General features: G+C 64.2%; 22 protein-coding genes. 13 read left to right on the top strand and 9 right to left on the bottom strand.

Annotation, left to right across the window (positions count from 1 at the left end):
- Nucleotides 1–104: 104 nt before the first annotated feature.
- From ACCO56_RS20105 to ACCO56_RS20070, 8 genes are all read right to left on the bottom strand, one after another.
- Entirely contained in the window at nt 105–1,133 is a 1,029-nt protein-coding gene (locus ACCO56_RS20105; protein WP_433642621.1) for a peptidoglycan -binding protein, read from the bottom strand.
- Entirely contained in the window at nt 1,133–2,152 is a 1,020-nt protein-coding gene (locus tag ACCO56_RS20100; RefSeq protein ID WP_433642620.1) for a MotA/TolQ/ExbB proton channel family protein, read from the bottom strand. Before ACCO56_RS20100 ends, ACCO56_RS20105 begins: the two co-directional genes overlap by 1 nt.
- 235 nt (nt 2,153–2,387) lie before the next feature.
- Nucleotides 2,388–3,071 (bottom strand): PAQR family membrane homeostasis protein TrhA, encoded by a 684-nt coding sequence (trhA, locus tag ACCO56_RS20095; protein ID WP_433642619.1) that lies wholly within the window; start codon nt 3,069–3,071, stop codon nt 2,388–2,390.
- 676 nt (nt 3,072–3,747) lie between these two features.
- Nucleotides 3,748–4,548 (bottom strand): inositol monophosphatase family protein, encoded by an 801-nt coding sequence (locus tag ACCO56_RS20090; RefSeq protein ID WP_433642618.1) that lies wholly within the window; start codon nt 4,546–4,548, stop codon nt 3,748–3,750.
- Nucleotides 4,549–4,652: 104 nt separating this feature from the next.
- Entirely contained in the window at nt 4,653–5,219 is a 567-nt protein-coding gene (gene efp, locus ACCO56_RS20085; protein ID WP_433642617.1) for an elongation factor P, read from the bottom strand.
- 150 nt (nt 5,220–5,369) lie between these two features.
- Nucleotides 5,370–6,260, bottom strand: coding sequence for a tetratricopeptide repeat protein (locus ACCO56_RS20080; RefSeq protein ID WP_433642758.1), 891 nt, complete (start codon nt 6,258–6,260; stop codon nt 5,370–5,372).
- Nucleotides 6,261–6,321: 61 nt separating this feature from the next.
- Nucleotides 6,322–6,975 (bottom strand): thiamine phosphate synthase, encoded by a 654-nt coding sequence (locus ACCO56_RS20075; protein WP_433642616.1) that lies wholly within the window; start codon nt 6,973–6,975, stop codon nt 6,322–6,324.
- 183 nt (nt 6,976–7,158) lie between these two features.
- On the bottom strand, nt 7,159–7,299 hold the full coding sequence (locus ACCO56_RS20070) for a hypothetical protein (RefSeq protein WP_433642615.1): 141 nt from the start codon (nt 7,297–7,299) through the stop codon (nt 7,159–7,161).
- 121 nt (nt 7,300–7,420) lie between these two features.
- Between ACCO56_RS20070 and ACCO56_RS20065 the strand changes: the two genes are divergently transcribed.
- The 7 genes from ACCO56_RS20065 to ruvB all read left to right on the top strand — a co-directional run bounded on the left by ACCO56_RS20065 (nt 7,421) and on the right by ruvB (nt 13,557).
- Nucleotides 7,421–9,061: an acyl-CoA synthetase gene (locus ACCO56_RS20065; protein WP_433642614.1), complete on the top strand. Its 1,641-nt coding sequence runs from the start codon at nt 7,421–7,423 to the stop codon at nt 9,059–9,061.
- Nucleotides 9,062–9,722: 661 nt separating this feature from the next.
- A complete protein-coding gene (locus ACCO56_RS20060) occupies nt 9,723–10,253 on the top strand; it encodes a DUF1465 family protein (protein WP_433642613.1) in 531 nt (176 codons plus the stop codon).
- 136 nt (nt 10,254–10,389) lie between these two features.
- Complete coding sequence (gene ruvC / locus ACCO56_RS20055) at nt 10,390–10,902, top strand: crossover junction endodeoxyribonuclease RuvC (protein WP_433642612.1); 513 nt, start codon at nt 10,390–10,392, stop codon at nt 10,900–10,902.
- Nucleotides 10,903–10,965: 63 nt separating this feature from the next.
- Nucleotides 10,966–11,214, top strand: coding sequence for an AbrB/MazE/SpoVT family DNA-binding domain-containing protein (locus ACCO56_RS20050; protein ID WP_433642611.1), 249 nt, complete (start codon nt 10,966–10,968; stop codon nt 11,212–11,214).
- 1 nt (nt 11,215) lies between these two features.
- Nucleotides 11,216–11,632 (top strand): type II toxin-antitoxin system VapC family toxin, encoded by a 417-nt coding sequence (locus tag ACCO56_RS20045; RefSeq protein ID WP_433642610.1) that lies wholly within the window; start codon nt 11,216–11,218, stop codon nt 11,630–11,632.
- The gene (gene ruvA / locus ACCO56_RS20040) at nt 11,629–12,249 is read left to right on the top strand and encodes a Holliday junction branch migration protein RuvA (RefSeq protein ID WP_433642609.1); all 621 of its coding nucleotides are present in this window, start codon (nt 11,629–11,631) and stop codon (nt 12,247–12,249) included. The genes ACCO56_RS20045 and ruvA overlap by 4 nt, the downstream gene beginning before the upstream one ends.
- A 267-nt stretch (nt 12,250–12,516) precedes the next feature.
- On the top strand, nt 12,517–13,557 hold the full coding sequence (gene ruvB / locus ACCO56_RS20035) for a Holliday junction branch migration DNA helicase RuvB (protein ID WP_433642608.1): 1,041 nt from the start codon (nt 12,517–12,519) through the stop codon (nt 13,555–13,557).
- A gap of 37 nt (nt 13,558–13,594) precedes the next feature.
- Here the strand turns inward: ruvB and ACCO56_RS20030 are convergent, their stop codons facing one another.
- On the bottom strand, nt 13,595–14,854 hold the full coding sequence (locus tag ACCO56_RS20030) for a glycoside hydrolase family 5 protein (RefSeq protein ID WP_433642607.1): 1,260 nt from the start codon (nt 14,852–14,854) through the stop codon (nt 13,595–13,597).
- A gap of 47 nt (nt 14,855–14,901) precedes the next feature.
- Between ACCO56_RS20030 and ybgC the strand changes: the two genes are divergently transcribed.
- The 6 genes from ybgC to pal all read left to right on the top strand — a co-directional run bounded on the left by ybgC (nt 14,902) and on the right by pal (nt 20,347).
- The gene (ybgC, locus tag ACCO56_RS20025; protein ID WP_433642606.1) at nt 14,902–15,384 is read left to right on the top strand and encodes a tol-pal system-associated acyl-CoA thioesterase; all 483 of its coding nucleotides are present in this window, start codon (nt 14,902–14,904) and stop codon (nt 15,382–15,384) included.
- A gap of 570 nt (nt 15,385–15,954) precedes the next feature.
- Nucleotides 15,955–16,665 (top strand): protein TolQ, encoded by a 711-nt coding sequence (tolQ, locus tag ACCO56_RS20020; protein ID WP_433642605.1) that lies wholly within the window; start codon nt 15,955–15,957, stop codon nt 16,663–16,665.
- Between the two features lie 12 nt (nt 16,666–16,677).
- On the top strand, nt 16,678–17,133 hold the full coding sequence (gene tolR / locus ACCO56_RS20015; protein ID WP_433642604.1) for a protein TolR: 456 nt from the start codon (nt 16,678–16,680) through the stop codon (nt 17,131–17,133).
- A gap of 13 nt (nt 17,134–17,146) precedes the next feature.
- Complete coding sequence (locus ACCO56_RS20010) at nt 17,147–18,208, top strand: hypothetical protein (protein ID WP_433642757.1); 1,062 nt, start codon at nt 17,147–17,149, stop codon at nt 18,206–18,208.
- A 33-nt stretch (nt 18,209–18,241) separates the two neighbouring features.
- Entirely contained in the window at nt 18,242–19,558 is a 1,317-nt protein-coding gene (gene tolB, locus ACCO56_RS20005) for a Tol-Pal system beta propeller repeat protein TolB (RefSeq protein WP_433642603.1), read from the top strand.
- Nucleotides 19,559–19,849: 291 nt separating this feature from the next.
- Nucleotides 19,850–20,347 (top strand): peptidoglycan-associated lipoprotein Pal, encoded by a 498-nt coding sequence (pal, locus tag ACCO56_RS20000; protein WP_433642602.1) that lies wholly within the window; start codon nt 19,850–19,852, stop codon nt 20,345–20,347.
- The last annotated feature ends 185 nt before the right edge of the window (nt 20,348–20,532 follow it).

Genomic DNA, 20,532 nt, shown 5'->3' with positions numbered 1-20,532 from the left:
GTTCGCCAGGGTTGGGCGATTGGCGAAAGCGGAAATGAAAACGGTCTTCTCCCCGCCTGCGGGGAGAAGGTGCCGGCAGGCGGATGAGGGGCTTGCGCGCAAGCCTACCGCTCCGTCAGCTTCAGTTCGATCCGGCGGTTCTTGGCGCGGGCGTCGTCGGTGTCGGCGCCGTCGAGCGGCTGGTATTCGCCAAAGCCGGCGGCGACGAGGCGGTTGGCCGGCACGCCGTTCTCGATCAGGAACTTCACCACCGAGGTCGCGCGCGCCGAGGAGAGCTCCCAATTGTCGCGGTAACGCCCGGAACCGGAGAGTGGCCGGTTGTCGGTGTGCCCGTCGACACGCAGCACCCAGTTGATCTCCGGCGGGATCTCCTTCTGCAGCTCGAGCAGCGCATCAGCGAGCTTCTTCATCTCGACACGGCCTGCGTCGTTGATGACGTCGGAGCCCGAAGGGAACAGGACTTCCGATTGGAACACGAAGCGGTCGCCGACGATACGGATGTTCTCGCGGTCGGACAGGATCTCGCGCAAGCGGCCGAAGAAATCGGAACGGTAGCGGTTGAGTTCCTGAACGCGCTGGGCGAGCGCTACGTTGAGGCGGCGGCCGAGATCCGCGATCTTGGTGTTGGATTCGCGATCGCGCTGCTCGGAGACCTGAAGGGCATCCTCCAACGCGGCGATCTGTTTTCTCAGGGCGGCGATCTGCTGGTTGAGGAGTTCGACCTGCGACATGGCGCGCTGGCTGAGCTGGCGTTCGTTTTCCAACTCGCCGCTCAAGGCGCCGATGCGTTCCTGCGCGGCCTGATCGGAGCCGGCGCCCCGCGCCAGCAATTGTTCCAGCCTGGACTTCTCGCTTTCGACGGCGCCCAGGGAGGCCTGCAGATTGGCGAGCTCGTCCTGCGCATCCTGGTTGTTGCCGCGTTCGAGCGCGAGAAGCTGGGTGAGCTCGTTGATCTGCGAGTTCAGCCGGTTGAGCACCTCGTCCTTGCCGGAAATCTCGCGGCTCAGCAGAAACTGGGCCAGCACGAAGACCGAAAGAAGGAACATGATGGCGAGCAGGAGCGTCGAGAGCGCGTCGACGAAGCCGGGCCAGTAGTCGATACGGCGGTCGCGCCGCGAACGGGCGAGAGCCATCAGGTGGGCTCCGATTTCTTGAGCGCCTCGGCGAGCTTGTCCAGCGTGCGGCGCATCGCCTTCTGCTCTTCGGACTGGGCCTCGACCCAATCGCGCATCAATTGCTGCTCGTTGCGCATGTTCTTGACAAGCCCGGAGATCCCGTCCGCGAGATTGGCCATGGCGGTCGCGACCCGCTGGTTGGAGCCGCCGGCTTCCTGGATGTTGCGCATGCGCTCCGAGAGAAGGCGCACGTCCTCCGCCGAGCCCGCCCGCGATGGATCGACGGCCATATCGGAGGAAAGATCGGTGACCGAGGAGAGCCAGTTCTCGAGCTCCGTGTAGAAGCGCGTCTGGGCGCGGCCGGCCTGAAGGTCGAGGAAACCGACGACGAGCGATCCGGCAAGACCGAAGAGGGAGGAGGAGAAGGCCGTGCCCATGCCCTCGAGCGGAGCGGAGAGGCCGGCTTTCAGCGCTTCCAATACGTCGGCCGCGTCGCCCGAACCGGGATCGAGCGCGCGGATCGTGTCGCCGATCGAGCCGATGGTGTGGAGCAGGCCCCAGAAGGTGCCGAGCAGACCGAGAAAGACCAGCAGGCCGGTCAGGTAGCGTGTGATGTCGCGCGTCTCGTCCAGCCTGTTGGCAATGGAATCGAGCATGGTGCGCATCGAATTGGTCGACAGCGCCATCGAGGACGAGCGGCTGAGCAGCGCCTTCATCGGCGCAAGCAGCACCGGCTCGGTGCTTTCGGAGCCGGCGCGGAAGGAATTGACCCAGCGAACCTCGCGGAAAAGGCGGATGACCTGCAGGAAGGCGAGCAGGATACCGACCATCAGCACGCCCAGGATCAGGCCGTTGAGGCCGGGATTGGTGACGAAGGCGGACGATATCTGGCGGTAAAGGATGGCGGCGATGAAGCCGACGATGGCCAGGAAGACCAGCATGGAGAGCAGGAAGACCTGAGGGCTCGACAGCTTCTGCGGATCGTAGCCGGTTTCCCCAACGCTGACGTCCGACCCGTAAGTCTTGAACAATGCCATTCCTGAGCCTCGAGCGATCCCGCTTCCCGATTGAAGCAGGACTCTAAACGGAATTGTGCCCAAATTGAAAGACAGACCAATCGCTCGTGAGCGATTGGTCTGTTTCTTATTCTGCCTCAAGCGCCGGCGCGCGCATCCGTGCGCTTGGCTTGCGCGCCATCAGGCGCGACGGGCGGTCGCCCTTGCGATTTTCGGCTGCGCCGAAATCGTTGCCCGGGACGAGGGTCGTCCGGAGTTAGATACGGTTGACGACGAGCAGGTCCATGACGGCGGCGAGATGCAGGCCGGCGGCGACGACGACGAAGCCGTGCCAGACCGCGCTCTGGAACTTCAGACCCTGCCAGACGAAGAAGACCACGCCGCTCGAATAGACGATCCCGCCTGCGACGATCAGCCAGAGAGTGGAGGCCGGCAGGGTGTCGAGCAGGCTGTGGCCGATGGCGAGGCCGCTCCAGCCGATGGCGAGATAGAAGACGATGGCCAATCGGTCGAAGCGGCCGGGCAGCGCGAGCTTGATCACCATGCCGGCGGCCGCCGCTCCCCAGACGAGCCCGATCATCAGCCACGCCGTCGCCGGATTGTCGAGCTGCGCAAGGAAGGGCGTGTAGGTGCCGGCGATCAGGAGATAGATGGCGGCGTGATCGAAGCGCCTCAGAATCCATTTGGCGCGGGAGATAGGCCACAGATTATAGGCGCAGGAGATCGACAGTACCGTGAGCAGCGACACGACGTAGAAGACGGCCGCGACATATTCCCAGACGCCGGCATGGAAGACGGAGAAGGCGAGCAGGATCGAGCCGGCGGAGATGGCAAGCACGATGCCCACCGCATGCACGATGCCGTCGGCGATCAGCTCGGCCCGTGTGTGGCGATAACGTCCCATGAATGGGATTTCGGGGAGCCCCGTCTCACGCGTCATGATTGCCGTCTCTTCGGTCCCTTGGTTTTAATCAGCAGGGGAAAGAGGCGATTTCATGGGCGGGGACTGCCGGTTGCTCGATAGGCACGGTTGGTGCTCGACGTCGCCCCCCCTCTGTCCTGCCGGACATCTCCCCCACGAGGGTACGAGATTCGCACATCTCGGGCGGCAGGGAAGGGATCGGATGATGGCTGCTCTCACTGCCGTTTGGCCACTTCGTTCTGCACCGTTGGGTGGGTTTCCGAGACCTAACGGAATGGATCCTCGGGTCACGTCGCCATCGCTTCGCTCGGCGCCGGCCCGAGGATGACGAAGCCTCTATGGCGATGCCAATCGCCAACGTCGGCGATTTGCGGCCGGCCTTCAACGCAGATCGTCATCCTCGGGCGGGAGCCCGCGCCAGCGGGCGAGCTGACCCGAGGATCCATTCCGTTCCATTGCGGCCGGCCGCCCGGCGATGCAGAACGAGGCAGCCAAACGCAAGTGACAGCGGCCACCGTCCGTACCGCCCAAGATGTGAATGTCGTAGCCGTGTGGGGGAGATCGGCTGTCACTTGCGATGGCGCTCGGTGGGCAACGTTGGCGATTGGCGAAATCAGATATGAAGGCCAATCTCCCCCTTGGGAAGATGTCCGGCAGGACAGAGGGGCGCGAAGGACGTGCCCTTGCCCTTGGATCACCTTACCGGCAGCGGCTTGTTGACTGTCTTCAGCAGCGTGCGGTGGATCGCTTCGTTGCCGGCCACGATGGTGCCATTCTCCAGCATGCCTTGGCCGCCTTCGCGGTCGCTGACGAAGCCGCCGGCCTCGCGCACCAGGAGGATGCCGGCGGCCATGTCCCACGGCGCGAGCCAGCTTTCCCAGAAGCCGTCGAGGCGCCCCGCCGCGACGTAGGCGAGGTCGAGCGCGGCCGAACCCATGCGCCGGATGCCGGAGACCTCGCCCATCACGTGGCGCAGCTCGATCAGATAGTTGCCATGATGGCCGCGGCCGAGATGCGGCACGCCGGTGCCGATCACCGCGTCGGTGAGCTTGGAGCGCGCCGCGACCCTGAGGCGACGGTCGTTCAGGAAGGCGCCGCCGCCGCGCTCGGCGGTATAGAGCTCGTCCATCGCCGGGTTGTAGATAACGGCCGCCACGATCTGGCCCTGACGCTCCAGCGCGATGGAGATGGAGAATATCGGAATGCCGTGCAGGAAGTTGGTCGTGCCGTCGAGCGGGTCGACGATCCAGCGGTGCTGGGCGTCCTCGCCCTCCACCACGCCGCGTTCCTCCATCAGGAAGGCGTAACCGGGCCGCGCCCTGGCGAGCTCGCCATGGATGATCTCCTCGGCCTTGCGGTCGGCCTGGCTGACATAATCGCCCGGGCCTTTCATCGAGACCTGGAGGTTCTGCACCTCTCCGAAGTCACGCCCCAGCGAACGGCCGGCCTTCATGGCCGCCTGCACCATCACGTTGAGGATCGCTGAACGCGCCATGCGATGTTACTCCTGTTCCTGGCCTGCGGCAGTGAATGGTAAATAGTGAATGGTGAATGGAAAACGCCTATTCACCATTCACTGCCCTGCGAAGCAGGACCCGCTCAATCCGCGCGGCGGATGTAGGTGATCTCGTTGGTGTCGACGACGATGCGCTCGCCCGACGAGATGAAGGGCGGGACGAGAACGCGGATGCCGTTCTCCAGCACAGCCGGCTTGTAGGAGGATGCGGCCGTCTGGCCCTTCACGACGGGATCTGCCTCGGTGATGGTGAGCACCACGGTGTCGGGCAACGAGATGCCGATCGGCTTTTCCTCGTAGAGTTCCACAGTGACCATCATGCCGTCCTGCAGGAAGGCGGCGCGCTCGCCGACGAAGTCCTTGTTGAGCTCGAGCTGCTCGTAGCTTTCGGTGTCCATGAACACCAGGGAATCGCCCTGCTCGTAGAGGAAGGAGAAGTCCTTCTGCTCGAGCCGTACCTTCTCGACCGTCTCGGCCGAACGGAAGCGCTCGTTGAGCTTGGTGCCGTTGATGAGGTTCTTCAGTTCCACCTGGTTGTAGGCGCCGCCCTTGCCGGGCTTGACCGCATTGGTCTTCACCGCCACCCAGAGGCCGCCCTGATGTTCGATGACATTACCTGGACGGATTTCGTTGCCGTTGATCTTGGCCATGATTTCTTTCCGGAAGAGATTTTTCGCCGCGACGGCGCTATCGGGCCTCCAAGACCACAAAATGCGGTGAATGGTCAAGCGAGTAGCGAATGGGGAGCGAGAATTCGAGCGGCCCGTTCCGCTATTCGCTATTTGCCACTCGCTCCTTTCTCACCGCAGCCTGTTGGCGCGCACCACCGCCGTCTTGACCTCGGCATCGGTCAGCCCGTTCATGAAATCCTCCATGATCGGATCGACCAGGCCGGCGCGGCGGGCGAGGATGTACCATGCGGCCGCGAAGATGGAGTCGGGATCGGTGCCGATGCCGTTGAGATAAAGCTTGGCGACGCGGTTCTGCGCCGCCACGTTGCCGCCTTCCGCCGCCTGTTTGAGCACTCGGAAGCCGCCTTTCTCGTCCTTGTCGCCGCCGCGGCCCTGGACGAGCCAGGTGCCGAGATCGAGCTGGGCGGTGTCGAAATTCTGTCGGGCGGCGAGGGTAAGCCACCGCCGCGCCTCCGTGTCGTCTTTCGGCTGGCCTCCGACCCCGTCGGCATGGATCCGCGCCATGGCATATTGCGCATCGGGAAGGCCGGCCTCGGCCGCGCGTTGGTAGTAATCTACGGCGCGTGTCATACCCTTGGAGCCGGGATCGCGTTCGACCAGCATCTGGGCGAAATTGAACTGCGCCAGAGCGTTGCCAGCCTCCGCGGCGGCTTCCATCAGCGCGAAGGCCTCGTTCTTGTCCTTTTTCACGAAGCGCCCATCGACCAGAAGCAGCGCGTATTGGAACTGCGCCTCGGGAACGCCCTGCTCGGCGGCGCGGCGATACCAGTCGGCGGCCTCCGTCTCGTTGCGAGGAAGGCCCAGGCCGCGCGCCAGAATCTCTGCGACGAGCACCTGGGATGGGGCATCGCCCTCTTTGGCCTTCTCCAGCGCCAGATTGTAAGCTGTGCGATAGAGACCGCGCTGGAAGGCGCCGTAAGCCGGGTCGAGCTTCTTGGTGAAGCGCTGCGGGTCGACCTTGTCGGCGGCATTGCCCGGACGGTCGCCATCCGCTGCCAGGACAGACGTCGCGAGAAGCGCGGCGGCAAGGCCAGCGAGAAGAGGTCGTAACGTCACCGCATCACTCCTCGAAACGCGGTGCGGTCCGGTCGAGGATGGCGTTGGCCTCGGCTACGGCCTTCGCCGCGTCGCCGCCGAATACGGCGGCGGAGAGTGCGACGAATTCGGCGCCGGTCGCCGCGACCGCCTCCACCGAGGCGACGTCCGTCCCGCCGAGAACGATGCAGGGGACCTCGATCATCTCGGCCCACCAGCGGCCCAGCGTCAGGTTGCGCGGATGCGGTTCGGCATCCCTGTCATAGCCGAAGCGGCCGAAGAACAGGTAGTCGGGCCGGAGCTCGCCGAGATCCAACGCGTCGTCACGGGTCTTGGCGCCGCCGGTGCCGACCATCATGCGGCCTTGCAGCCGGACGATCGCGTCGGCGAGCTCCTGCCTGCCGGCCTCGATATGGATGCCGTCGGCATGAACGCGGCCGGCGACCCGGCTGTCGCCGGCAATGATCACGGCGACGCCGCGCTGCTGTGCGGTCGGAACGGCGCGCTCGGCGAAAGCCTGGAAGCGGTCCTCGTCCATGGCGTATTGCGGCAGGATGAGCGACGCGACGTCGCCGGCGGCGAGCGCTGCATCGAGTTCCGTCTCGAATTGCTCGGGTTCCGCGTCGGGCGGCGCGATCAGCACGAGGCGGCAGCGATTGGGTGGGCTTTGTTCATTCATGTGGCTGGTATCCAGGTTCAGCTCTTCTTGCCTCGCATCGGATCATCCCGAAACCGGAAGCCACGTCGGCTCCGATGCCTATGCAGGCCGATCTTGGTTGGAATGGGGCATAGACGACCCGCGACCGTTTGAACAGGCGAACTCCGACGACCGCTCCAGAAACTCCTCGCCACGACCAGGCTTTCAAGTGTAGAGGACCGGTTCCGACCAGAGCCTTCTCGCCTTGATCTCCACACTTCTCTCCGACCCCTCATTCATGATCGCCGCGGCAAGCGCGACGACGCTGGTCGGCTTGTGCAGCGCGTGCGGCCGGATCTTTTTCACGCCTTTTCCTACATCACATAGGGCTCATTGCCGTGAAGCTCGTCTATGACGGAATCTTCGATCTTGTATTGCGCTGAGCGGTGAAAGATTTTGAGGGCAAGCTCCAGAACGGGAGGACCGGATGACTAACCCTTATGAGCAGGATCTCGAGCGGCGCGCCGCCAACTACCAGCCGCTGACGCCGCTCACCTATCTGGAGCGGACGGCCAAGGTCTATCCCGAGCGCCTTGCGATCATCCATGGCAATCAACGCACCACCTACCGCCGTTTCTGGGAACGGTCGCTGCAGCTCGCCTCGGCGCTCGCCGCCAAAGGCATCGGCAAGGGCGACACGGTGAGCGTGATGCTCTCCAACACCCCGCCGATGCTGGAAGCCCATTTCGGCGTGCCGATGGTGAAGGCGGTGCTTCATTCGCTCAACACCAGGCTCGACGCGACGATCATCGCCTTCCAGCTCGATCATGCCGAATCCAAGGTGCTGATCGTCGACCGCGAGTTCTCCAAGGTGGTGAAGGAGGCGCTGGCCATCGCCAAGGTGAAGCCGCTGGTGATCGACTTCGACGATCCCGAATATGACGCGGACGCACCTTACGAAAAGGGCGAGCGCATCGGCACGATCGACTACGAGGAATTCGTCTCCGCGGGCGACCCGGCCTTTGCCTGGTCCATGCCGAACGACGAGTGGGACGCCATCGCCCTCAACTACACGTCGGGAACCACTGGCAATCCGAAGGGTGTAGTCTACCACCACCGGGGCGCCGCCCTGATGGCCTACACCAACACGATCCATGCAAGCATGGGCAAGCACCCCGTCTATCTCTGGACGCTGCCGATGTTCCACTGCAACGGCTGGTGCTTCCCTTGGACGCTCGCCGTGCAGGCCGGTGTCCATGTCTGCCTGCGCTGGGTGCGGGCCAGGGCCATGTACGCGGCCATTGCCGATCACGGTGTCACCCATCTTTGCGGCGCGCCGATCGTCATGTCGACGCTGATCAACGCCAAGGACGAGGACAAGCGGAGCTTTCCGCAGGTCGTGACCTTCAACACGGCTGCCGCGCCGCCGCCGGAAGCCGTACTCGCCGGCATGGCGGACGCCGGCTTCGCCGTCACCCATCTCTATGGCCTCACCGAGACCTACGGCCCGGCCGTGGTGAACGAGTGGCACGGCGAGTGGGACGACCTCGACAAGGGCCTGCGCACCGCACGGAAGGCGCGGCAGGGCGTGCGCTACGCCGCGCTGGAAGGGCTCACCGTGATGGATCCCGAAACCATGACGGAAACGCCGGCCGACGGCGAGACGATCGGCGAGGTGATGTTCCGCGGCAACATCGTCATGAAAGGGTATCTCAAGAACAAGGCCGCCACGGAGGAGGCTTTTGCTGGCGGCTGGTTCCATTCCGGCGATCTCGGCGTGATGCATGCCGATGGCTACATCCAGCTCAAGGATCGGTCCAAGGACATCATCATTTCCGGCGGCGAGAACATCTCCTCGATCGAAGTGGAGGACGCGCTCTACAAGCACCCGGCCGTCGCCACCTGCGGGGTGGTGGCGCGCCTCGACGACAAATGGGGCGAGGTGCCGGTGGCCTATGTCGAGCTGAAGCCGGGCAAGACGGCAAGCGAAGAGGAGATCATCGAGCATTGCCGCTCGCTGCTCGCCCGCTTCAAGGTGCCGAAGGCGGTGATCTTCGCTGAGATCCCCAAGACCTCGACCGGCAAGATCCAGAAGTTCGTGCTGCGGGAGATGGCGAAGCAGAAGTGAGCCCGATGCTTGCGGCGCGGTCGGTCTCGATGGTGCAGCGTGGCGGATTTCGGGAATGTCACGGAATGGATCCTCGGGTCATCCTCGCCCGCTTGACGCGGGCTCAAGCCCGAGGATGACGATTTGCATTGGAGGCCTGCGCCAATCGCCGACGTTTGCGATTGGCATGAACGGTTGAGCTTCGTCATCCTTGGGCCTGAGCCGAGCGAAGCGAGGCGAGGTGACCCGAGGATCCATTCCGTTATCTTCGCAGAACGCTGAATAATTTGCAGAATCACTTCTTATGCAACCGAGAATGGTGAAGTAGGCGATTCGCTGTGCCTTAACGGGACAGAACGGGTTCGGCGGTTCGAAAATCGTCCGCGGCGTTAACCGTCCATTAAGCTTTACAGGTGTTTACTGTGGGCATCCAGTGATCTGGATTCTTACCGAGTGGTTGGAGCCACTCTGTTTGACGCCTCCCTGTTAAACTTCTGAGAGCCGCTTTCCGCGGCTCTTTTTTTGTCTTCGGCTCGAAATCGCCCAAATTAACCCTCTGTTAAACATAAGCTTGCCTTCGCCGGGGCCTTGGAGCATTTTCGGCCCCTGTCGTATAGGCGGGCGACATCGGACAAGGCCGGGAAAGGCCTGGCAGTCGAGTGGCAGTTCAGGGGCGTACGAAATGAGTGAGCCGTCGAGGCAAAGCGCGGTGACGATCAGCCTGGCCGAGCGCCGGGTTTTCTCGAATTCCTTCAAGCCTCTGTACAATGAAGGCATGGGCCTGGTCGAGCAGACCGCCGAATATCTGGATGGCCAGGGCCGGATCGAGGCCAGGAAGCTGCCGCGCTTGGCCGCCACGCTTTACGCCGCCGAATCGATGCGGCTCACCACGAGGCTCATGCAGGTCGCCTCGTGGCTGCTCCTGCAGCGCGCCGCCAATTCCGGCGAGATGACCCGCGACCAGGTCGCCTCCGAGAAGTCCAAGGTGCGGCTCGACACCGCTTCCGTGAGCGAGAGCACGGAAGGCTGGGCGGACCTGCCGGAAACATTCCGTGACCTCGTAACCCGCTCGCTGCGCCTGCAGGGCCTGGTGCGCCGGATGGACGATCAGATCTACGGCCGGAACGGCTCGCCGTCGCCCCAGGTGATGCGCCGTTCCAACCCGGTTTCCGACCAGATCAGGCTGCTCAACACGGCTTTCGCAAGGGCGTAGTGTCGCTGGCGAGGTTCTGCGTCGTCGGGAGCGCTGCCGCGAGGACCCATCCCGGATTCCCAACGGATGGTAACCCTGTTTCCCTTTTGTTCACTTTTCGCTGGTCTCGTGTTCCGGCGCGGTTAGAGTGAGGCAAATGAGGGACACGATTCGCATCGTCGGCATCGATCCGGGGCTGAGGCGCACCGGTTGGGGCATCGTGGAGACACTGGGCAATTCCCTCCGTTTCGTGGCCTCGGGCACCGTGCGTTCGGACGACAAGGCATCGCTGGCGCAGCGGCTGTGCCAATTGCATGACGGGCTCGCCGAGGTGCTGCATGCCCATATGCCCCACGAAGCGGCGGTGGAGCAGACCTTCGTCAACAAGGATGCGACAGCGACGCTGAAGCTCGGCCAGGCGCGCGGCATTGCCATGCTGGTACCGGCCAGGGCCGGGCTGGTGGTGGCCGAATACGCTCCCAACGCGGTGAAGAAGACGGTGATCGGCGTCGGCCATGGCGACAAGAAGCAGATCCATATGATGGTGAAGGTTTTGCTGCCGAAATCCGCCTTCGACACGGACGATGCCGCGGACGCGCTCGCCATCGCCATCTGCCACGCCCATCATAGGCAATCGGCACCGGCAAGGCTGGCGGCGCTGGCTGGATAGGACAGCCGTCTGTTCTTGACTTGTTCTGGAGTGGTCGATAAGTAATACCAAAGGGGTATTACCATGCGCGTAACCGAAAAAGGACAAGTGACCATTCCAAAGCCGGTTCGCCGCAGCCTGGGCATCGAGCCCGGCAGCGAGGTGGAGTTTGTCCTTCGCGATGGCGAAGCATTGCTGCGACGGGTCGAGCCGGAGACGGACGAACGAGAAAAGGAAGTGGCGGCCTTCATGAACCATATGCGCAGTTTCATTGGCGTCATGGATCTGGGCGGTCTCTCGACCGACGAGTTCATGTCCTTGTTGCGCGACTGACATGAAGGCGACGATCGTCGACACCAACGTTCTGATCGATTTCTTTCAACCATCCTCTCCCTGGCAGCGATGGTGCGACCGACGCCTCGAGGAGGCCAAGCGTCTCGGACCCGTCGTCATCAACCCCATCATCCTCGCCGAACTCGCCGCTGGTTTCCCGAACATGGAGCTGCTCAACGCAACGCTGTCACCGGCCTTGGTGGAGCGCGAGGACTTACCATGGAGTGCCGCTTTTCTTGCCGGTAAGGCCTATCTCAACTACCGACGAGCAGGTGGAGATCGCCGGTCGCCATTGCCTGATTTCTATATCGGAGCCCATGCGGCGGTTAAGGCATACCGGCTCCTTTCGCGCGATGCCGCCCGCTATCGTACCTATTTCCCAGACCTTGAACTCATTGCACCGGATACGCATCCATGATCGGCAAGCTCAAGGGGACGATCGACGAGATCGGCGAAGACTATTGCGTGGTCGACGTCCATGGCGTCGGCTATGTCGCCTATTGCTCCGCGCGCACCCTGGCTTCGCTGCCGGGCGAGGGCCAAGCGGTGGTGCTGTTCATCGAGACCTTCGTGCGCGAGGACATGATCCGGCTCTATGGTTTCCAGACGACGCTGGAGCGCGAATGGTTCAGGCTGCTGCAGAACAACGTTCAAGGTGTGGGTGCCAAGGTTGCGCTCGCCGTGCTTTCGACGCTGTCGCCATCCGACCTCGCCAACGCGATCGCGCTGCGCGACATCGCCATGGTCTCGCGCGCGCCGGGTGTCGGCAAGAAGGTGGCCGAGCGTATCGTCACCGAGTTGAAGAACAAGGCGCCCGCCTTGGCGGGTGCTGCCTCCGGCACGATCGGGCTGAAGCAGGAGCTCGGCGAGGGCGTCGCGCCGGCTCCGGTCGCCGATGCGGTGTCGGCGCTGACCAATCTCGGCTACTCCCGCGACATCGCGGCCAACGCGGTCGCCGCCGCAATGAAGGCGGCGGGCGAGGGCGCCGATTCGGCCAAGCTGATACGGCTGGGCCTGAAGGAACTGGCGCGGTGAGATCTCCCTTCGGCGACGCGACTGCCGCGCGGTCACGGAATGGATCCTCGGATCACCTCGCCTTCGGCTCGGGTCCGAGGATGACGACGGTGGGTATGGCCTTCGCAAATCGCGAACGCTTGTGTTTGACATGGACGTTCCATCCTCGTCATCCTCGGACCCGAGCCGAAGGCGAGGTGATCCGAGGATCCATTCCGTGACGTCCCGGCCAATGATCGGCGGCTCCGACTCGAGCTTCGCCCGCATTCCTTCCATGGAGCCTCTTTCGTGATTTCTCCCTCGCGCCTCATTTCCCCGGATAAGCGCGGCGAAGACGTGGATCCCTCCATGCGGCCGCAGGTGCTGGACGATTTTGTCGGCCAGGCGGCGGCGCGTGCCAATCTGAAAGTGTTCATCGAGGCGGCCAAGGGCAGGGGCGAGGCGCTCGACCACGTGCTCTTCGTCGGGCCGCCCGGTCTCGGCAAGACGACGCTCGCCCAGATCATGGCGCGCGAAATGGGGGTGAACTTCCGTTCCACCTCCGGCCCGGTGATTGCCAAGGCAGGCGATCTCGCGGCGCTGCTCACCAATCTCGAGGAGCGTGACGTGCTCTTCATCGACGAAATCCACCGGTTGAACCCGGCGGTCGAGGAGATCCTCTATCCAGCCATGGAGGATTACCAGCTCGATTTGATCATCGGCGAGGGACCCGCGGCGCGCTCCGTCAAGATCGACCTCGCGCGTTTCACGCTCGTTGCGGCGACGACGCGGCTCGGCCTTCTCACCAATCCGCTGCGCGACCGTTTCGGCATTCCGGTGCGGCTCAATTTCTACACGGTCGAGGAGCTCGAGCTGATCGTGCGCCGCGGCGCACGCATCCTGGGCCTGCCCATGGGCGACGACGGCGCACTGGAGATCGCGCGGCGCGCACGCGGCACCCCGCGCATCGCCGGACGGCTGCTTCGGCGTGTGCGCGACTTCGCGACGGTCGCCGGTGCCGACCATGTGACGCGGGTGATCGCGGACGAAGCGTTGTCGAGGCTCGAAGTCGACGCGCTCGGCCTCGACCAACTCGACCGGCGGTATCTCTCCATGATCGCCATGAATTTCGGCGGCGGGCCGGTCGGCATCGAAACCATCGCGGCCGGCCTGTCGGAGCCGCGCGATGCCATCGAGGACATCATCGAGCCCTATCTGATCCAGCAGGGTTTCATCAACCGCACGCCGCGCGGCCGTGTGCTGACCGCCAATGCCTGGCGGCATCTCGGCCTCGAAGCCCCGCGCGAGCTTGCGCAGCAGCAGATCAATCTGTTCGAAGAGGGGGATTAGGAACCCCTCGTCCGGCCTTGCTCACCCTGCCAGCGGGTCACGGCAAGTTACGCACGGCCTCCAGCACGTCGGGCTCTGCCTTGCGGCTCTCGAATTCCTCGACCACGCCGAAGGCCCCGCCATAGGACCAGATCGACCAGCCATAGCCATGGCGTTCGGCGATGTCGATCATGTCGCGGACATAGGCCGCGCGGGAGGCGGCGGGCATGACGAACTCGCCGCCATATTCCTGCCGGATCATGCCGAATTCGCCGAGCAGGATCTGCGGGGGCTCGATGCCATGCCGCCTAGCCCAGGCCGACACCACGGAAAAAGGTTCTTCCATGACGGCCTGCAGTTTCTCCGCCGTATCGAGCTTGGCCATTTCCTCGTCGAGATAGGCCAGCATGCCCGATCGCCGCGACCAGGGCGCCTCGTCCCGGATGCGATGCCGGACCCCTTCCAGCATGCGCTCCATCTCCGGCGCGGGCACTGCATGCGGCGGATAGGGAATGCCGTTCACGTAGCGGATGAAGTCACCGGCCCAGGTCGCGCCCTGGTGGGTGACGAGGAAGGGGGCGTAGGAGTGAAAGGTCCATAGAATGTTGTCGTCGCCGAACTCGGCGGGATCGAGCGCGGCGAGGCCCTCGGCGCTGCCCCAGCAGCCGCCGGCCAGGACCAGCGTCAGCCTGGGCGCCGCTTCGCGCGCGGCCGCATGGAGCCGCTTGAGCCGTTCCGTCCACGCTCCGGCCGCCGCGCCCTCGCACTCCGTCACAGGCTCGTTCATCAGTTCGAGCGCCAATCGGGAGGGGTCTTCTTTCGATAGGCTGCGCGCCATCCGCCCGACGAGACCGACGTAGCGGTCGAACAGGGCAGGGTCGTCCATCACCTGGCCCATGCCGATCGAGCGATTGCCACCGGCCGGGATGAGATGGAGATCGACCACGACCTTCAAGCCGGCCTGTTGAATCCGTCGGGCCGATTCGAGCACCTCATCGTACAGCCGCTCGTGAAGGCGGCTGGCTTGCGCGGAGAGGAAAGGGGAGGGATCGACCGGCATGCGCACGAAATCGAAGCCGATTCCCCTGAGCGCTTCGAGCTCCGGCTGTCCGACCGTGCGCCGCCATTCCGGGAAAGGCAGAAGCACGTCGGCTTCGTTCCAGCGGCTTTCGTCCGGCCAGGTGGTCCACTGGTCCAGATTGATGCCGCGTTTCACGGAAAACTCCGCCGCCTGTGCGGCCAAGCCCCCGGCCGCAAGCAGGAACAAGGCCGCCAAGCCCAAAAGCCAATTCTTGATCGCCGCCGCCATTGATGCCATCCCCCAGCAGGAACAAGTGTCAGTCCGGCGATGAAAAGGAAAGCGCGATGGCCGATCATGGTGAATCCGATGTTCTGGTGGCTGGGCTGTCGGGGGCACTGACGCCTTTCGGCCATCGGATCATGGCGCGCGTCTATTATGCCGACACGGACTTCTCAGGCGTCGTCTATCACGCCCGCTATCTGGAATTCCTGGAACGCGGCCGGTCCGATTTCCTGCGGCTTGCCGGCGTCCACCACACCGAGCTCGCCGACGGCAAGCATGGCGAGGCGCTGGTCTGGGTCGTGAAGCGCATGGAGATCGACTTCCGCGCACCGGCGCGAATCGACGACATCCTCACCATCGATACCCGCACGGAAGACATATCCGGCGCGCGCATCTTCATGGCCCAGCAGATCCGCCGCGGCGATGACGTGCTGATCGAGGCCAGGGTGGAGGCGGCGATCATCGGCGCCAATGGCCGGCCCCGCCGTTTTCCCAGGGAATGGCTGGATGTGTTCCTGCCGGCGGATAGGAATGCGCCGGTGTGACCGGATTCCGCACCGTCGGGCGATCGGCCGCCATGGAACGGAATGGATCCTCGGATCAGCTCGCCCGCTGGCGCGGGCTCCCGTCCGAGGATGACGATCTGCATCGAAGGCCTGCGCCAATCGCCAACGTTTGCGATTGGCGCAGGCATTGAAACTTCGTCATTCTCGGACCCGAGCCGATGGCGAGGTGATCCGAGAATCCATTCCGTTTCGTACCGGCATGGGCCCAACGGCGCAGAATCGAAGTCTCGCTTCGCGACTTACGCCAATCCGGCCTCGGCGTCGCCTCCCGGAGCGATAGCGGTGCAAGCAATGACGGGAACGTTACCCCTCTCAATAACGAGTCGTCGCGGCGGCCCTAACCCATCCTTAACCTTAACGGTCCATGAAGGAGCTTGGTGAAAGTTCGAAGAAAGCGGAGACGCCTTCCTTTCACCAAATTTGGCTCCGAAAAGGCCCGGGAAAGGCGCATTCGGAGCGTTCCGAGGCTGAAGCCCGCGGGCGACAAGGGATGATGCGCAAGGGCGCGCGGCGAGCGAGAGCCCGGAATCTTTTAGGGAATTCGTTGCAATGGAAAACCTATCTCTCGCCGAGCCCGGCGCAGCTGTTTCCGTCTGGGCCCTGTTCTGGCAGGCCGGATGGATCGTGAAGCTGGTCATGCTCGGGCTGCTGGCCGCCTCGGTCTGGACCTGGGCCATCATCATCGACAAGATCATCGCATACCGGCGCATGCAGAGCGCGCTCAACCGGTTCGAGCAGGTGTTCTGGTCCGGGCAGTCCCTGGAAGAGCTCTACCGCACGCTGGCAGACCGCAAGACCACCGGCATGGGCTCGATCTTCGTGGCGGCCATGCGCGAATGGAAGAAGAGCTTCGAGAAGGGCGCGAAGTCGCCGCTTGCCTTGCAGACACGTATCGACAAGGCCATGGACCTCGCGCTTACCCGCGAGATGGAAGGGCTGGAGGGCCGGCTCGGTTTCCTGGCTACGGTCGGCTCCGCGGCGCCATTCATCGGCCTCTTCGGCACGGTGGTCGGTATCATGACCTCCTTCCAGGCCATCGCCGGCTCCAAATCGACCAATCTCGCCGTCGTCGCGCCGGGCATCGCCGAGGCGCTGCTCGCCACGGCGATCGGCCTGCTCGCCGCCATCCCCGCCGTCATGGCCTACAACAAGCTGTCATCGGATGCGAGCAAGCTTGCGCTCCGGATGGAGGGGTTCGCGGACGAGTTCTCCGCCATACTCTCGCGCCAAATCGATGAAAAAGTAGCGGCCAAGGCCTGAGGGGTTAGCGCGATGGGAATGTCAATCGGCCAGAGCGGCGGCCGCGGCGGACGGGGTCACAGGCGCAGGGGCCGGCATCACGGCCTGATGTCCGAGATCAACGTCACGCCTTTCGTCGACGTGATGCTGGTGCTGCTCATCATCTTCATGGTGGCGGCGCCGCTGATGACGGTCGGCGTGCCCATCGATCTGCCGGAAACCCGGGCCAAGGCGCTCAACACCGAGACGCAGCCGATCACCATCTCGGTCAATCCGGGCGGCCAGATCTATCTGCAGGAGACGGAGATCGCTCTCGAAGAGGTCGTGCCCAAGCTCGAGGCCATCTCCAAGACCGGCTACGAGGAGCGGATCTTCGTGCGCGGCGACAAGGCCGCGGACTACGGCACGGTGATGCAGGTGATGGCGCGCATTTCGGCCGCGGGCTACCGCAATCTCGGCCTCATCACCTTGCAAGAACAGGACAAGTGACGCCGAAATGGAGATGAAAGCAGGCCTCACCACATCGGTCGTCCTGCATGCGGCGGTGATCGGCTTCGGCCTGGTCTCGCTGTCGTCACCGCGCGCCCTGGAAATGGCCGACAGCGAAGCGCTGCCGGTCGAAATCGTGCCGGTCGAATCCATGACCCAGATCCAGCAGGGCGACAAGAAGGCGCCCAAGGCGGAAAAGTCGGCGCCGGTGCCGACCAAGAAGCCGGACATTGTCGAGAACGCCCAGAAGGTGGGCGACAACACGATCGACACCGACAAGCCGCCGACACCGGAGGCAAAGCCGAAGCCGGTCGAGACGGCGGCCGCTCCTGCGCCGTCGCCCGAGCCGACGCCGCGCCCCGTCGAGGACAAGAAGCCCGAACCCGCCAAGCAGCCGGAAGCAAAACCCGAGCCGACTCCGGCGACGGAAACGACGCCCGAGCCGCAGCCCAAGCAAGAGGTCAAACCCGACGCCGCGCCGGAGACGGCTGTGTCGGAGATGGCCGAGGCCGAGAGCGTGAAGCTGCCCGACAGCGTGCCGTCTCCCCAGGCGCGCCCGCAGCCGCCGCAAGCCCAGACCGCCAAGGCGCCTGAGCGCAAGGAGGCGGAGAAGCCGGCCAAGGAGCAGGCGAGCCGGCCGAAATCGGAAGAGAAGGAATTCAATGCCGACGAAGTCGCGGCCCTCCTCAACAAGGAGAAGGCGGCCGGCGGCGGCGCCAAGCGCTCTGCCGAGCAGGCGGCGCTGGGCGGCAAGAAGACAACCAGCGGCTCCTCGCTGTCGCAGAGCGAGATGGATGCCCTGCGGGGCCAGATCCAGCGCTGCTGGAACATACCGGCCGGCGCAATGGACGGCGAGACGCTCAAGGTCTCGGTCAAGTTCAAGCTCACGCCGGCCGGCGAGCTGGAAGGCAGTCCGCAGGTGGTGGACGGCGGCGGAGCGAGCGGCGTCCAACGCGCCGCCGCGGAAGCCGCCCGCCGCGCCGTGGTTCGCTGCGCGCCCTACACGCTTCCCGCCGAGAAATACGAGACATGGGCGGACGTCACCGTCAATTTCGACCCCAGCGAAATGTTCTGATCCTTCGCCCCAAGGGACCACGAGGTTTTACGCATGAAACAACTGATGACGACCTTTCTCCTCCTCGGCGCGTTCGCTTCCGGCGTCGCCGCTTTCGCGGCGACGCCGGCGAAAGCCGAGGTGGTGATCGACATCAACAAGGGCGTTGTCGAGCCGCTGCCGATCGCCATCACCGACTTCGTGTCGCAGGATGGGATGGGCGTCGAGATCGCCGGCGTGGTCGCGGCCGACCTGAAGCGGTCCGGCCTCTTCGCGCCGATCGACAAGGGAGCCTTCATCGAGAAGATCGCCAATCCGGATGTCGCCCCGCGCTTCGACGACTGGAAGGTGATCAACGCGCAAGCGCTGGTCACCGGGCGCGTGACGCAGGAAGCCGACGGCCGGCTTCGCGCCGAGGTTCGCCTGTGGGATACTTTTGCCGGGCAGCAGCTCATCGGCGAGCAGTTCTTCGCCAACAAGGCCAATTGGCGGCGCGTGGCTCATATCATCGCCGATGCCATTTATGAGCGGATCACCGGCGAGAAGGGCTATTTCGACACGCGCATCGTCTTCGTCGACGAATCCGGCCCGAAGAACCAGCGCAAGAAGCGCCTCGCCATCATGGACCAGGACGGAGCCGGCGTGCGCCATCTCTCCGATGGACGGTCGATCGTGATGACGCCGCGTTTCTCGCCGACCCGGCAGGAAATCACCTACATGTCCTACGAGCGCGGCCAGCCGCAGGTCTATCTCCTGCAGATCGAGACCGGGCAGCGCGAGCTGGTGGGCAATTTCCCCGGAATGACCTTCGCGCCCCGCTTCTCGCCGGACGGCCAGAAGGTGATCATGAGCCTGCTGCGCGACGACGGCAACTCCAATATCTTCGCCATGGACCTGCGCAGCCGCACCACGACCCGGCTGACCAATTCGAATTCGATCGATACGTCGCCTTCCTATTCTCCTGATGGCAGCCAGGTCGTGTTCACCTCGGACCGCGGCGGCCAGCCTCAGGTCTATGTGATGAATGCCGACGGCTCCAACCAGCGCCGCATCTCCTACGGCAATGGCAGCTACTCCACGCCGGTATGGTCGCCGCGCGGCGACATGATCGCCTTCACCAAGCAATCGGGCGGCGAGTTCCAGATCGGCGTCATGAGGACCGACGGCCAGGGCGAACGGATCCTGAGCACGGGCTTCCAACAGGAAGGCCCGACCTGGGCGCCGAACGGGCGCGTGCTCATGTTCTTCCGCGAGGCGGCCGGGTCCGGCGGTCCGCGCCTCTACTCGATCGACCTGACCGGCCGTAACGAACAGCAGATCCCGACTTCGAACTTCGCGTCCGATCCGGCCTGGTCGCCGCTGCTCGAGTAGCCGAGCGCCGTCACCGGTATACTTCAAGGGGCCGCAACCGGCCCCTTTTTGTTGACCTGTTTGTGCCGGTCGCGGGGCCGGAACTTGCCGAAAATCGGTCGAAATGCCGCGTTTTGGCCGCATTTCCGCCTAGGGTGCGCCCGCAATTCTGGGGTAATCCCGGGAAAGGGACGCCGAACCGGGGACGGAAGCCGGCAAGGAATTTTTAACCGTATTCGTTGGTGCTCCATTAACCTCAACGTGGTTACTGGAGGATCAACGAAATCACTCATATTGCGAAGGAGAGGCGGGATGCGCCGCATCGCAGCACTCAAGATCAACCCGATCGCCCTGGCGCTGGTGGCGACGCTGGCCGTTGCCGGTTGCGCTTCCAAGAAGACGCCGAACAGCGCGGCCGATCTCGGCCTCGGCGCCGCGACACCGGGTTCTGCGCAGGACTTCACCGTCAATGTCGGCGACCGCATCTTCTTCGATACGGACTCCACGGTGATCCGCGCCGACGCGCAGCAGACGCTTTCCAAGCAGGCCCAATGGCTCAACCAGTACACCAACCATTCCGTCACCGTCGAAGGCCATGCCGACGAGCGCGGCACCCGTGAATACAATCTGGCGCTCGGCGCCCGTCGCGCCGCCGCCGCTCGCGATTTCCTGGTCGCTCGCGGCGTCAAGGCCAACCGCATCCGCACCATCTCCTACGGCAAGGAGCGCCCGGTCGCGGTCTGCGACGACATCTCCTGCTGGTCGCAGAACCGTCGCGCCGTCACGGTGCTCGGCGGCGCCGGGAGCTGAGAAACCCCTCGATAATTCTACTCCGGTGGGCATCTGACGCGGTTTTCTGCGCTTCCGGTGCTCACGGACCGAATGTCCGCTCCGCTCCGGTTCTCGAAAACCGCGCCACCTGCCGCACCGGAGCGAATTCTCGAAGCGGTTTCTTGCCGATCTTCAAGGTTGAAATGGCGGCTCCCATGGGGGCC

Origin of the sequence: Mesorhizobium sp. 1B3 (genome assembly GCF_050958605.1) — a bacterium.
Taxonomy (GTDB): Bacteria; Pseudomonadota; Alphaproteobacteria; order Rhizobiales; family Rhizobiaceae.
This window is presented reverse-complemented; position numbering and strand designations above follow the sequence as displayed.